Genomic DNA, 12728 nt, shown 5'->3' with positions numbered 1-12728 from the left:
CGAGCCGCCCGCTGAGATCCGACGCCCGTGGTTCGGGCATCGACCTGCTTGGCTTATGCCCTCGAACATGCGCCGCCATGCAACGTTCTGCAACGACGGGAAGGTGAACTCCGCGTTACCCCTGTCCCGGAACGGGTGATTCACACCTCATGGGCGAGGCGTGGTCGTCCGTCGTGACGACCGTGTTGCCAGGTGCGGACGTGGCACCCCGAAGGTGTGCCGTGTCCGCGTCGGCCGTCACGGTGACGTCACCCGCCGTAGCGGCGGTGGCGGGCCGCGTAGTCACGCAGGGCGCGCAGGAAGTCGACCTTGCGGAACGCGGGCCAGAAGACCTCGCAGAAGTAGTACTCCGAGTGGGCGGTCTGCCAGAGCATGAATCCGGACAGCCGTTGCTCGCCGCTGGTGCGGATCACCAGGTCCGGGTCGGGCTGGGCACCCGTGTAGAGGTGACGGCCGATCATGTCGACGTCCACGGAGTCGGCGAGGTTCTCCATCGAGACGCCCTTGTCGTGGGCGTCGAGGATCATCGAGCGGACGGCGTCGGCGATCTCCTGCCGGCCGCCGTAGCCGATGGCGACGTTCACCAGTATCCCGTCGACGTGCGCGGTGGCCTCCTCGGCCTCTTTCAGCGCCGTCTGCATCGGGGTGGGCAGCAGGTCGGGGGTACCGACGTGGTGGACGCGCCAGCGCCCGTCGGCGGCGAGGGTGCGGACCACGTCCTCGATGATGCCGAGGAGGGGGACCAGTTCCTCCTTGGCCCGGTCGAAGTTGTCCGTGGACAGCAGCCAGAGGGTGACGACCTCGACGTCGGTCTCGGAGCACCAGCCGAGGAACTCCTCGATCTTCTCGGCGCCGGCCCGGTGGCCGTGCACGGTGCTGGACCCTGCGGCCTTCGCCCAGCGGCGGTTGCCGTCCATGATGACGCCGATGTGCTTGGGCACCTGAGCGTGGTCCAGGTGGCCTTCCACCCGGCGTGCGTAGAGCCTGACGAGCAGGCCGCGCAGCTTGTCGCGCAGGTTCACTTGAAGTCCGCCCCTCGTGATTCGGCTGCGGGAGTCTGCGGGAATCCGCGGGCCGAAGCCTACCCCGCTGGGAGTTGATGGGGGTTCGGCGGGAGGGCGCCCGTGGGGGTGGGGAGTTGTGGTGCGAGCGCGGCCGGGGACGCGTCGCGGCCGGTCGTTGCTGGTTACAGCCGGATCGCGGCCGGTCGTGCGGTTGGCCACGCGGCCCCCGGGACGCCGGGATGCCGGACCCGGGGCGCTTCGGCACCGCCGGTGAGGTCCGGGGCAAAAAAACGGGCCGGTCCGTGGGGGGGAGACGGACCGGCCCGAGGGGGGGTTTCCACCATAACCCTTCGTAAGTGATGCTGCGTGCATTGGCGCGTCACCACTACTCTCCGGAGTCGTCCGGCGACGCCCCGATGGGGTGGAAACGCTGGATTCGGGGGTCCCGCATGGCCGATTCACGGCGGAATCCCAGGGAAAGTGGCCGCCAACGGGGAGATCAAGAGGGTTTGAGGCGCCTTGGGGCCGCCTCGGCGTGTTGTCCGACCGTCCCTCCGACGGGCGACCCCGCTGCGAACGGCGGCTTGACGGGGACGGACGGGACATCGCGGCACCGCGCAGCCCCCTCCACTGCGCGGTACCGCCCGCGCAGCTTTGCTCACGCGAATTGCCTTGGTCTGAACTTACGTGAGCCATCGGGTCCACATGAAGCGACAACGGTAACGATGTGGGAACGCCGTGAAAGCGATGGGGCGAGCGGGGAGGCTCCACGAAGGCTTTGAGTTCGCGTATGCACAGTTTCATAACTTGTAACACGAGATGACCCAAGTCATCCGTATTGAGTCAATCCGACGGCAAATGCCACGCAATGCGAACCGAGCCCCGCCCGGACCTGCTCAGGGCCGCGCGGATCGGCGTGGCCGCGAGCGGGTTTCCCGGGGGCCGGGTGCGGGCGGGATGGACGTCGGCCGGCCCGGACGGCGGTTCTTGGCCATTCTTCGGCGCCTGGCATTCCAAGGCCGGTGCATCAGGGCCGGCCGCCCGGCTTGCGGGCCTCGAAGAGGTGCCTGCTGCTGTGCGCGACGAAGGGTCCGTCCGTCTCGATCTGCCGGTGCAGGGCGCGGAGTCGGGACTCGTGGGCCTCGACGGTGAAGCCCGGGACCATCCACACGACCTTGCGCAGGAAGTGCACGACCGCGGCGATGTCGTGGAACTCCATGCGGAGCCGTTCGGCGCGCAGGTCGACCACCTCGAGCCCGGCCGCCTCCGCCTCGGCCCGCTCCCGGTCGGGGTGACGCCCGCCGCGGACGGCCTCCGGCTGCGGGCCCAGGAAGTACTCGACCAGTTCGAAGGCGCTGGCGGGCCCGACGTGCTGGGCGAAGTAGGTACCGCCCGGCCGCAGCACCCGGGCGATCTCGGTCCAGTCCGCCCGTACCGGATGTCTGCTGAGCACCAGGTCGAAGGTCCCGTCGGCGAACGGGAGCGGGGCATCCTGGGTGGCGGCGACGACCACCACACCGCGCGGGCCCAGCAGGGCGCCCGCCCGGGTGACGTTCGGCGGCCAGCTCTCGGTGGCGGCGAGCAGCCGCGGCCGGTCCGGGGCCGCCGCACCGAGGGCGAAGTCGAACACCTCACCGCCGCCGGTCTCCACGTCGAGCGCCGCCGCCGCGCGGGCCAGCCGGGCACCCGCCGACCGGGCGTAGCCCCAGGACGGGCGCGCCTCGGTGGCACGGCCCTCGAACCAGGAGAAGTCCCAGCCCTCCGTCGGCACGCCGGCCCCCTCGGCGACAAGGTCCTCGAAGGTGCGGTGCCGCTGCTCTGTCATGAGCCGCATGGTCCCAGTCCGTTGTCGGTGCCCGCTGATATTTTCGCCCGCCATGGAGACCGATGGGATGTACACCGCTGGTGAGAAGGAAATCCTGCGCACGAGCCTCGACCGGCACCGGGACGCGGTGCTGTGGAAACTGCGGGACCTCGACGACGAACAGCTGCGGCGGCCGGTGACCCCGTCGGGGACGAACCTGCTGGGTCTGGTCAAGCACCTGGCCTCGGTGGAGTACGGCTGGTTCGTGGCGAGCTTCGGCGGCGAGGTCGAGCCGCTCTGGTTCGACCCCTACAGCGACGAGGACATGTCGGTCGGGCCCGGGGAGTCGACCGGGCGGATCGTCGACTTCTACGGCCGTGCGCGCGCCGCGGCCGACGCGGTGATCGCCGGCCGGCCGCTGGACGCGCTGGGTCGGCCGGACTGGCGGGACCACGAGGTGTCGCTGCGCTGGGTCCTGGTGCACATGATCGAGGAAACGGCACGGCACGCCGGGCACATGGACATCCTGCGGGAACTGATCGACGGCGCGACCGGCGACCACCCACGGCCCACGGACACGGAGTGAAGTGAGGTGAGGTGACGCTGGGTCGGGGGTCCGGGGTCAGGGGTTTGAGGTCGGGCGGCAAGGGGCCGGGGTCAGGAGGAGGCCGGGGTCAGGAGGAGGCCGGGGTCAGGGGAGCTCGTCGGTGGGAGCGTCTGCCGGGTGGGGGGCGTGCAGCACGAGGAGCACGAACCCCTCGTCCACCGGGTGCTCGGGGTCGTCGTACGGCACGAACCCGTTCTTCTCCAGCAGCCGTACGGAGGCGGTGTTCGCGGCGAACGGGTCCGCGTACAGGGGGCGTACGGTCTCCTCCCGGAGGAAGAGGGCGAGGGCGCGGCTGCCGACGCCCCGGCCCCAGTAGGGCCGCCCCAGCCAGTAGCCGGTGAACCGCCGCCGCCCCTCCCACCAGGCGACGATGTTCCCCGCGACCTCGCCGTCCACCTCGACGGTCCGCACCAGGCCCGTCGGATCCCCGAGCACCCTGTTCCTCCAGTGCCGGAGGAAGGCGTCCCGCGGCCGGGGGGTGAACCTCGACCGCCGGACGGCCTCCGGGTCGTGCTCGTAGGCGAGGAACAGTTCGAGGTCGTCGTCCCGTACGGGCCGCAGGCGTACGTCGTCGGTCGTCATACCGGCGAGTGTGGCACCCGCCACTGACAACGGGCCGGGCTCACGGCACGAGCGGCCGGACCTCCCGCGCGGTGAACCGTACGAAGCCCTCGGGGTCGGGTTCGTCCGCCGTCGGCTGGAGGATCACGGTGTCGGCGCCGGCCTCCGCGAGCCGCTGCACGGCCTTGGCGACGGCGTCCGCGTCCCCGGCGACACCGAGGTCGGGCACGGACTCCAGGCCCTCAGCGACGAGTTCGGCGCGCAGCCGGGCGGGGGCGTCGGGTCCGGTGGCGGTGAGCAGGTAGACGACGACGTGGTGCGGGCCGCCGGCATCGCGTCCCGCGGCCAGCCGCCCCTCCTCGATGAGGGCGCGGGCCCGGCGGACCCCGTCGGGGGAGGTGGCGGAGGTGAGCACGGTCCCGTCGGCGGCCTCCCCGGACAGCCGCAGCGTACGAGGGCCCTCGGCGCCGGCGAGGACGTCGACGGGGGTGGCCGGCGGCCAGTCCAGCGCGACGTCGTCGAGCCGGACGTACCTCCCTTGCACGCTCACCCGCTCCCCGCGCAACAGGGCGCGCAGGGCGTCCAGATGTTCCCGCAGCAGGGTCAGCGGGGACTCGGCGCGGGCGCCGACCTGCCCCATCCAGTCCTGCACGCCGTGACCGACGCCGAGCACGGGGCGCCCCGGGAACATCCGGTGCAGCGCGGCCGCCTCCATCGCGGTGACGGCCACGTTCCGCAACGGCACGGGCAGCAGCCCCACGCCGATCCGCACCCGCTCACTCCAGGCGAGCGCGGCGGCGGCAGCCGAGATCCCGCCCTCCCGGAAGCAGTCCTCCCACAGCCACAACTCCTCGAGCCCCGCCTCATCGGCGACCCGAACCACATCACGCAGCCGCTCAGGCGGCAACTGAGGCCGAAACACAGCACCAAGCGCAGTCATGGAGGTGGTCCTACCCGGCGACCGGGCCGCTGCAACCGGGCGCCGGGACCCGGACACCAGCGCGTCGAGCGAGTTCGAGGGCCTGGGGTCCGGCTCCCCCGCCGTCGGCCGGGATGCCCGGGTGGTAGCTCGAGCGCTGATGAATCACGTAGAGGTGGCGTGGGCCCGGTACGGCGATCACCGCGGCGAAGCGGGGGTCGCCCGCGAACCAGATCTTCCGAACCTGTGCCTTCCGCTCGGTTGTGGCGCGCCTGCCGAGGCGTCCACCCCACCAGACGGAGCGCAGATGCGAGTGCATCACCATGGTGACTGGCTGAGCCGGTGCTTCGGGGTTGGGGAACCTCAGCCAGGCGTAGCCGTCTGGGACCCCGGGGAGGTTGCCGATGCCGCTCTCCGGGGCCTCGTACTCCTGCCACGGGTAGTGCCTCAGCAGACGTCGTGCGCGAAAGGCGCTTCTCCAATAGGCCCATTGGAGGAATGTCCGGTAGAACGCGTAGGACATCGGGACGAAGAAGAGCCACAACGTCCAGGTGATCGACATGCCCACGTACCACGCCAGGAGCCCGAGCCAGGCCGCAGGCCACAGGATCTGACCGAGAAGGGCACCGATCAACAGCTTCGTCCAGGCACGGCGGGTCGCCGGGTCGTCCCAGGCCGTGAGCAGATGCATGGGGTGCATGTCAGTCCTTGTCGGATACGTCATGGGATCCATCGGTAAGCGGGCATTCGAAACTGACCGTACCGGCGATGTCCGTGAGCAGGGCGCGGTAATGACCCGCCCGTCGGACGGCTGTCGTGGCCAGTGAGAGGATCGCGATCCTCTCTCCGTCCGGACACGGCACATAGGCCGTGACCTGGAGCAGTTCGCAGGGTGTGGCGAGGCCCAGTTCCGGCGGCGCGGCCAGGCGGGTCTGTACGAGCGCGGCCGGGCCGCACGGCAGGTCGAGCGCCTCGATGTGCTCCGCCCGCTCCGCTCCGGCTGCCGCGCGCGCCGCCAGCACACTGCGTGGAGCCCAGCCGGTCCGCCGCCAGGCGAGCGTGAAGAGAGACGACAGCGGACCGCCGCCTCCCTCGTCGTCCACGTGCAGCCCGAGGCAGCAGTGCACCGTTCCCGCTTCCACGAGCAACCCGGCCAGCCGGAGAACCGGACCGAAGTCCGTCATCCGCCCCAGGGCCTGTTCCGGCGTGCTCCAGGTGACCGTGAGTTCCTGGAGTGGCAGGGGCACGAATCCCGGTGGCAGCGCGAACCAGACATCCGCGTCCTCGCTGCGCGCCGAGTCGTCGATCGCGTAGGGGGCTCTTCTCACGACGCCTCACCCGCGCCGCGCAGCAGGAAATGCAGCGCACCCAGTGTCGCCGGGACATCGACACCCAGGGTTCTGGGGCCGTCGAGGAGGTTGCCGACCGTCTTGGCCGCGTCGTTGTCCAGTGTGCCGACGAAACTGCTCGTCACACCGTAGACGGCTGTCCCTGCCCCCAGGACCGTTGCCGGTTTGTCGATCTTCTCCACCACCGGCGCCAGCCTGCCGCCGAACACCCGCGAATGAGCCAGAAAGCTCGCCGCTCCTCCGGCTGCGGAGGCTTCCGTTCTGATCGAGGTCCCCACGCCCTTCAACGATGTCCCGACATTGGTGCCCGCCCTCGCGAGTCTCTGCCCGAGCGTCAGCGCCTCGTCGCCTTCGCCTACGAGCGACAGCAGTTCTCCGGATTCGCCGACTGAACGAAGCCCGAGGTAACCACCCTTGGTCACCGCGCCCAGGCCTGGGAGCAGTCCCAGGAAGTCTCCTGCTGTGCCTAGGAGGTTGGCCCAGAAGTCGATGTCCAGTTCGCCTTTGGTGAAGCCGTCCGTCAGTGAGGCCAGGACCTCGGGGTCGCTGACGCGCAGGCCGAAGGCCATGGCGCTGAGGAGTCCCGCCGCCAGGAACAGCATCCAGGGGGCCACCGCCGTGAGGCCCAGCAGCGCGATCACACCGAGTACGGCGGCGCACGCGCTGAGGATGTCCGGGAGGTTGTCGCCCAGCCAGTCCGTGAACCTGTCCCACGCACCCGGCTCGTGCGGAGCCAGCTTGTGCGTGGCGTCGCCGATGTGCCGGGCCCGCTCGCGCGCGGTGTCCTCGTGTTCGCCCGCGAGGGCTCGGGCGCGCTTCAGCACGTCGTCCAGGTCGCCCTGGGCCGCCGTCACCCCGCGGTGCGTCCCGCTTCCGCCCGGCGGCGTGCCACCCGTCTCTTCCGCGTGCCTCTGAGCGCGCCGCAGCGCCTCGCGCGCGTTCTTGGCCTCACCGTCGAGTTTCCTCGCCCGCCGCTGGAACTCCGCCAGCTCCGTGCCCCACAGACCGAGCTGTCGCGCGGCCTTGCGGACGGAGTGGGCGCCGTTCTTCAGGTTGAGCGGCAGCGGACCGCCCGCCAGCTGCTCCCGGAAGGCGACCGCGGCATCGCCCTCCCAGTAGCTCCCGTCCATCAGACTCGTGACCTTGGAGTGGGCCTTCTCCATCTCCTTGGCGCAGTCGGTCAGCCTGCGCTGCATGTCCCGCACCAGGTCCGTGCTGCCGGGCGCCGGGTCGAAGCCGAGATGCGGGCAGGGGTCCGCGACCGTCACCTGACCCCGCCCTTCCGGCGCGCGTTCTCCAAAGCTCTCTCCAAGGCCACGTCGACCTCGTGGAAATCGTCCTTCGCCTTCTTCGTGATGTCCGTGAGCTCTCCGATCTGCTCGGCGATCTCCTTGGCGCCGTGGTGCCAGTCCTCCTGGAACCGGTCGCAGGCGCGGTCCAGTTCGTCGGTGCCGAGGCCGTCGGCCCCCGGATCGCGTAACACCTTCTGAAGGGCCGAGAACGACTCCCGCGCCTTCTTCAGGTCCTTGAAGAACCTGTCCAGTTCCGTGTCGTCGACCTTCAGCCGATCAGCCATGCGTGACTCCAGGTGGGGCCGGAGGTCTCCTGATCCGTGGACGATAGCCGCGCGCCGCCGGGGGCCCGTGCCGGGAACCCGCCCGGCGGAAGGCGGTCGGCCAGACGCCTCGGCGCCTGCGGGCCGGGAGGCGTCACCGGTCCGAGTGACCGGTGACGGCATCGCCCGTCACCCGTGTTGTGGATACCGTCTTCACGGAAACCTCCGGGGAACCGTGGAAGGGGTCGGGCGTGGCACGCTGGCGGGACGGACGCGGACGGCTGCTCATCCACACGGACGGGGAACCCGTCGTCGTGCCCCTGGAGATCGCGGCCTCCTACCGGGCCCGCACGAAGGGGCTGCTGGGCCGCGACGCGCTCGACGGCGCGATGCTGCTCTCGCCGGCCGGCAGCGTGCACACCTTCCGCATGCGGATGCCGATCGACGTCGCCTACCTGGACCGCCGTCTGTCCGTCATCGCCGTGCGCACGATGCCGCCGGGGCGCCTCGGCCGGCCCCGGCTCCGCTCTCGGCACGTACTGGAGGCGGAGGCCGGAGCCATGGCCGGATGGGGCCTGGTGGTCGGAGCACGGGTCGGCGTCGAGGTGGGGTGAGGGCGGTGCCGGAGCCGCCGTGCGCGGCAGCTCCGGCGATCAGCCGCCCGCCGTTACGGTCAGCCGCACGCCGTCCCGGTCAGCTGCCCGTCCTCGGGAACGTGACCTCCACCCGGCGGTTCTTCTTGCGGCCCTCCTCCGTGGAGTTGTCGGCGATCGGGTACTGCTCGCCGTAGCCGCGGACGTCGAAGGTGATGTTCGGGTCGTTCAGGTCCTGGTCCAGGACGCCCTGTACGGCGTTGGCGCGCTGGCGGGAGAGGACGTCACCGTGGGCGGAGGAGCCCAGGTTGTCCGTGAAGCCGAAGACGCGGACCTGGGTCGCGTTCTGCTTCCTGATCTCGTCCGCGATCGCCGAGATCCGGGACTTCGCCGCCGCGCTCAGCTTGGCGCTGTCCTTGCTGAACAGCACCTCGGCCTGGAGGGCGAACGTCACGTCCGCGTTGGTGTCCTCGCGGCGCTCGTCCCCGCTCTGGTCCTCCACGACCGACTTGATGTCCAGCACCTTGGGCGCGGCCAGGGTGGCGCCCTCGGGGAGCTTGAGGTCGGGGTCGGTCGGGTCGATCTTCACGGGTGCGGAGGCGGACGGTTCGGTCCCCGGAGGCACGCTCGGTCCGCCGCCGTCGGCACGGGCCGCCGTCGCGCCGTAGAGATTCGTGACGAGCAGGAGCGTGGCGGCGCCCAGGGTCAGGGGCAGGCGTGGTGTGGTCACTTCGGCCTCACCCGGAGATCTTGATCGTGCCGCTGGAGAAGGTGGGGAGCTGGAGGGTGACGTCGGCGGTGTCGGCGGGGGGTGCGGGGAACTGCATGAAGACGGGGATGGTCTGGCCGGCCTGGATCGTCGAGAGTCCGGTCGTGGTGAGGGGTCGTCCATCGGTGTCCCGCAGCACGTAGTAACGCTTCTTGCCCTTGGAGTCCACGAGCGTGGCACCGCCCAGTGACGTGCCGTGCTGGACGATCTCGGTCTCGTCACCACGGAGGATCGAGGGGATTACGAGCGATTGGGAGCCGTCGTTCTTGAAGACCCCGTTCACGGTGAGGAATCCGCCGGAGTCCCGGTCGGCCGAGGTGATCTGGAGTTGCAGTCCGTCCTCACCCTTGAGTTCGGCCAGCAGATTGTCCGACTGCCCCTCCTGGGCGTTCGTGTTCGATCCACTGCTCTTCGACGCGGAGGCGGATGCCTTCGGGCTCTTGTCGTCACCGCCGCCACCGCCGCCGCAACCCGCGACGCCTACGGCGAGACCGGCCGCAACGGCCAGGGCGACCATCCCCCTGCGAGCCTTCGCAGTGAACCGAACACTCATCGCTCAGCCTCCTCCTTCACTCGTCGATTCGCTTGTCAGTCGGCCAGGTGGACGTCGAAGAGGTCCTCGGGACCCGGGAGATGCGTGAGGTCAGTCGGATCCAGGGTCCAGTTCCGGTCCCGACAGGTGAGTTCGGGCAGGACGCCGCCCCCGCCGGTGAGCGAGAACGTGCAGAGCGGCTCGATCACGGCAGTGGCCTTCGCCTTCGACTTCAGGTTCTCCGTGCCGGGCACCACGGAGTCGCCCACGGTTTTGTTCGTCTCGGCGTCGACCCGGTAACTCAGCGGCGGGTCGGGGCTGCACTGCGCCGTCGCGTCGTTCTGGGCCGCCAGCTGGTCGGCACGCCAGCACGAGTCGGCGACGTCGATGTGGCCGTCGAAGATGTCCTGCCACTTGGTCGGGTCGAGTACGTCCTTCACCCACTGGTCCGCGAGCTCGTCACGCGTGTTCATCGCCGCGGCCAGCGCCGCCGCGTCGGCGGCCGTCTGGGCACCGTTCCGGTTCACCGCGGCCTGGCCGACCGCGAGATAGGCGAACGCGAGAAAGAGCAGGCCCCCCACAACGGTGATGTAGATGGGGAAGGCCTGCCCTGAGTCGCCGTAATGGCGGCCACGCATCACACGATCTTGTTGATCTGCGCCATGATCTTGTCGAGGATCGCCGAGCCGATGCTGGTACCGGTGACCGCCAGTACGATCGCCACCACCACCGCGATGATCCCCAGATACTCGACCGCGGTCTGACCCCGGTCGTCGGTGCGCCGCTGCATCGCAACAAGCATCCTCAGCATCAGGTCGCTCATGGTGCTCCCCTCCGGGTTCGGTACCGATCGTGGCACCGTACGGCGGAACATACCCTTCGGCGGAGGGTCTCAGGACCCAAATCCGGACCCAGTTCATCCTGTTCATCTCAGGCGACCCCCAGCCACTTGGCCGTTGCCTGGGCGCGGGTGGTGGTGTGGAGTTTGGCGAAGATGCGGTTGATGTGGTTCTTGACCGTCTTCTCGCTGATGAAGCAGACGGCGGCGATCTGCCGGTTGTCCATGCCGGTCGCGATGAGGTCCATGATCTCCGCCTCCCTGCCGCTCAGTTGAAACCGGGACTGCGTCGACTGTCTCACAGTGGATTGCATTTGCGAAAGGTTTTGGGAGAGGTGATTTGCTCTACTGGTGCGCAGTTGAGGCGTTGAGTGTGCGGTTGCATTGCTTCTGATGTGCGCTAGCAATGCTTTCGTCGCGGTCGGTGTGAAGTGGGGTCGGCCGCTGCCCACGTCCCGTACCGCCTGGGTCAGCTGTGCGGTCGTGAACTCGCCGTGCACCAGGTAGCCGGCGGCGCCCAGGCGTACGGCCTCCTGGACGATGTCCGTCTCGTCGCTGTACGTCAGCATCATGACGGGGGCCAGCCGGACCAGGTGGGGCAGTGCCGTCATGCCGTCGACGCCCGGCATGCGGACGTCGAGGAGGACCACGTCGGGGCGGTGGCGCAGGGCCGCCTCGTAGGCAGCGCGGCCGTCCTCGGCCTCGGCCACCACCGTGAGGCCGTCCGCCGCGGAGAGCACCGTCGTGAGGCCCGCGCGGATGACCGGGTTGTCGTCGGCCACCAGGACGCGCAGGGGCGACGGCGGGGGTTCCGCTCGCTCCGGGAAGGGGTGCTGTGGCACTGGGGGGCCTCCTCTCGTCTCCGTCATGTCGTGACCCTCATGTCGTGACCCTCATGTCGTCCCCGCCATGTAGTTCCCGTCATGTAGTTCCCTCATGGCAGGGGGAGTTCCACCCGGACCTCCGTGCCCCGGTCGGCGGACAGCTCGATCCGGGCGCCCACCGACGCGGCCCGTTCCGTCATGCCGAGCAGGCCGAAGTGGCCGGTGCGGCCGAGGTCTTCGAGGGCGGTGTCCGCGGGAAGGCCCCGGCCGTCGTCCTGGATCGTCAGCAGGAGGTGCGTCGGGGTCGTCACGGCACGTACGTCGACCTGGGTGGCCCGTGCGTGGCGGTGCGCGTTCTCCAGGGCCTCCGCGGCGATGCTCAGCAGCTGGCGGGTGGTGGCGGCCGGCAGCGGGACCGGGGCGGCCGGGCCGTCGTACGTCGTGGGGAGGGCCGTACGGGAGGTGAAGTCCTCGGTCAGGGCGGCCAGTTGTGGGAGGACGTCGGGAGTGGCGTCGTCGGGCTCGGCGCGCAGGTCCGTCAGGAGGTCGCGGGACTGGGCCGCCGCCCTGCGGGCCGCGTTCGCCACCAGTTCCGCCTGCTCTCTGATCAGCGCCGGGTCCAGGCGGTCCGGGGACGCGGCCGCCGAGTGCGCGAGTCCGTCGGCGACCAGGGCGACGCCGTACAGCGTCTTGGTCACCGAGTCGTGCATCTCCCGTGCCAGTCGGGCGCGTTCGGCGCTCACCGCCTCAGCGGCGGCCAGCCGGGACCGGGTCTCGGACAGGGCCTCGGTGGCGGTGCCGAAGCGCAGCATCAGGGTGCGCAGGGTCGAGCCCATCGCGCCGGTGATGACACAGAGCCCGGGCAGGAGCAGGGACTCGGCGACGACGGTGTGGTGGTGCAGCGTCGCCTGGACCAGCAGCAGGATCAGGGACTCGAGCGAGGCGAAGACGGCCGCTCCGCGCCAGCTGTAGAGGAGGCCGGCGAGGAGCGGGGTGCAGACGCTGACGTACGCCAGGGTGGTGTCGGGGCCGGCCGAGATCAGGAGGAGGGAGCCGAAGAGGGCGTCGGCGGCCAGCAGCGTGGGGTGGCGCAGCAGGAGCGGGCCGAAGCGGCGCCAGTCACGGAAGAGGACGTACGAGATCATGAACGTGACGACCACCGCCGAGCCGACCAGGCGGGCGCCGAGGCCGGGGGTGGCGTTGAGCAGGGCCACGGGGGTGGCCACGGCGATCATCGCCAGCCGGAAGCCGAAGACCTGACGGCACATGGCCTGAAGCGCCCGGATCTCGACCCCCTCACCCCGACCGGCCCTCTCACGCCCGTCGGCCGCTTCACCCCCATCGGCACCCGCGCGCCCCCGAGCCCCCTCACC

Annotated in this window: 16 protein-coding genes; 2 read left to right on the top strand and 14 right to left on the bottom strand. The window is 70.3% G+C overall.

Translation table 11 applies throughout. From position 1 onward, the window contains the following. Positions 1-248 precede the first annotated feature (248 nt). Entirely contained in the window at positions 249-1022 is a 774-nt protein-coding gene (locus AAW13_RS40615) for an isoprenyl transferase (RefSeq protein WP_046732323.1), read from the bottom strand. 1009 nt (positions 1023-2031) lie between these two features. Beyond that, a complete protein-coding gene (locus tag AAW13_RS40610; RefSeq protein WP_046732359.1) occupies positions 2032-2829 on the bottom strand; it encodes a methyltransferase domain-containing protein in 798 nt (265 codons plus the stop codon). 67 nt (positions 2830-2896) lie between these two features. Here AAW13_RS40610 and AAW13_RS40605 point away from each other — a divergent pair, with 67 nt between their 5' ends. Next, positions 2897-3394 (top strand): DinB family protein, encoded by a 498-nt coding sequence (locus AAW13_RS40605; protein ID WP_240528903.1) that lies wholly within the window; start codon positions 2897-2899, stop codon positions 3392-3394. Between the two features lie 105 nt (positions 3395-3499). Here AAW13_RS40605 and AAW13_RS40600 read toward each other — a convergent pair whose 3' ends face one another. Genes AAW13_RS40600 through AAW13_RS40575 form a run of 6 tightly spaced genes read right to left on the bottom strand, consistent with a single transcriptional unit; the run spans position 3500 to position 7820 of the window. Further along, positions 3500-3997 (bottom strand): GNAT family N-acetyltransferase, encoded by a 498-nt coding sequence (locus tag AAW13_RS40600; protein ID WP_046732325.1) that lies wholly within the window; start codon positions 3995-3997, stop codon positions 3500-3502. A gap of 40 nt (positions 3998-4037) precedes the next feature. Next, positions 4038-4916, bottom strand: coding sequence for an LLM class flavin-dependent oxidoreductase (locus AAW13_RS40595; protein WP_046732326.1), 879 nt, complete (start codon positions 4914-4916; stop codon positions 4038-4040). A gap of 10 nt (positions 4917-4926) precedes the next feature. Continuing rightward, complete coding sequence (locus tag AAW13_RS40590) at positions 4927-5586, bottom strand: hypothetical protein (RefSeq protein WP_206306367.1); 660 nt, start codon at positions 5584-5586, stop codon at positions 4927-4929. A 10-nt stretch (positions 5587-5596) separates the two neighbouring features. Continuing rightward, positions 5597-6223 (bottom strand): hypothetical protein, encoded by a 627-nt coding sequence (locus AAW13_RS40585; RefSeq protein WP_046732327.1) that lies wholly within the window; start codon positions 6221-6223, stop codon positions 5597-5599. Beyond that, a complete protein-coding gene (locus tag AAW13_RS40580) occupies positions 6220-7512 on the bottom strand; it encodes a hypothetical protein (RefSeq protein WP_240528902.1) in 1293 nt (430 codons plus the stop codon). The genes AAW13_RS40585 and AAW13_RS40580 overlap by 4 nt, the downstream gene beginning before the upstream one ends. Beyond that, a complete protein-coding gene (locus tag AAW13_RS40575) occupies positions 7509-7820 on the bottom strand; it encodes a hypothetical protein (protein WP_046732328.1) in 312 nt (103 codons plus the stop codon). The genes AAW13_RS40580 and AAW13_RS40575 overlap by 4 nt, the downstream gene beginning before the upstream one ends. Before the next feature lie 230 nt (positions 7821-8050). Between AAW13_RS40575 and AAW13_RS40570 the strand changes: the two genes are divergently transcribed. Beyond that, positions 8051-8413, top strand: coding sequence for a DUF192 domain-containing protein (locus AAW13_RS40570; protein ID WP_046732329.1), 363 nt, complete (start codon positions 8051-8053; stop codon positions 8411-8413). A gap of 79 nt (positions 8414-8492) precedes the next feature. Here AAW13_RS40570 and AAW13_RS40565 read toward each other — a convergent pair whose 3' ends face one another. The 6 genes from AAW13_RS40565 to AAW13_RS40540 all read right to left on the bottom strand — a co-directional run. Then, positions 8493-9122 carry an OmpA family protein gene (locus AAW13_RS40565; RefSeq protein ID WP_046732330.1) on the bottom strand — a complete coding sequence of 210 codons (630 nt, stop codon included), beginning with the start codon at positions 9120-9122 and terminating at the stop codon, positions 8493-8495. 7 nt (positions 9123-9129) lie between these two features. Next, positions 9130-9714 (bottom strand): hypothetical protein, encoded by a 585-nt coding sequence (locus AAW13_RS47265; protein ID WP_046732331.1) that lies wholly within the window; start codon positions 9712-9714, stop codon positions 9130-9132. A 35-nt stretch (positions 9715-9749) separates the two neighbouring features. Beyond that, entirely contained in the window at positions 9750-10331 is a 582-nt protein-coding gene (locus tag AAW13_RS40555) for a pilus assembly protein TadG-related protein (RefSeq protein ID WP_046732332.1), read from the bottom strand. After that, entirely contained in the window at positions 10331-10516 is a 186-nt protein-coding gene (locus AAW13_RS40550) for a membrane protein (protein ID WP_046732333.1), read from the bottom strand. The genes AAW13_RS40555 and AAW13_RS40550 overlap by 1 nt, the downstream gene beginning before the upstream one ends. Before the next feature lie 107 nt (positions 10517-10623). Beyond that, the gene (locus AAW13_RS40545; protein ID WP_046732334.1) at positions 10624-11400 is read right to left on the bottom strand and encodes a response regulator; all 777 of its coding nucleotides are present in this window, start codon (positions 11398-11400) and stop codon (positions 10624-10626) included. A gap of 65 nt (positions 11401-11465) precedes the next feature. Continuing rightward, positions 11466-12728: sensor histidine kinase (locus AAW13_RS40540; protein ID WP_420855522.1), on the bottom strand; the 1263-nt coding region annotated here is incomplete at its 5' end.

This window comes from Streptomyces humi (assembly GCF_001005085.2).
In the GTDB taxonomy this organism is placed as follows: domain Bacteria; phylum Actinomycetota; class Actinomycetes; order Streptomycetales; family Streptomycetaceae; genus Streptomyces; species Streptomyces humi.
The sequence above is the reverse complement of the archived record's forward strand: the minus strand, read 5'-3'. Positions and strand labels throughout refer to the sequence as shown.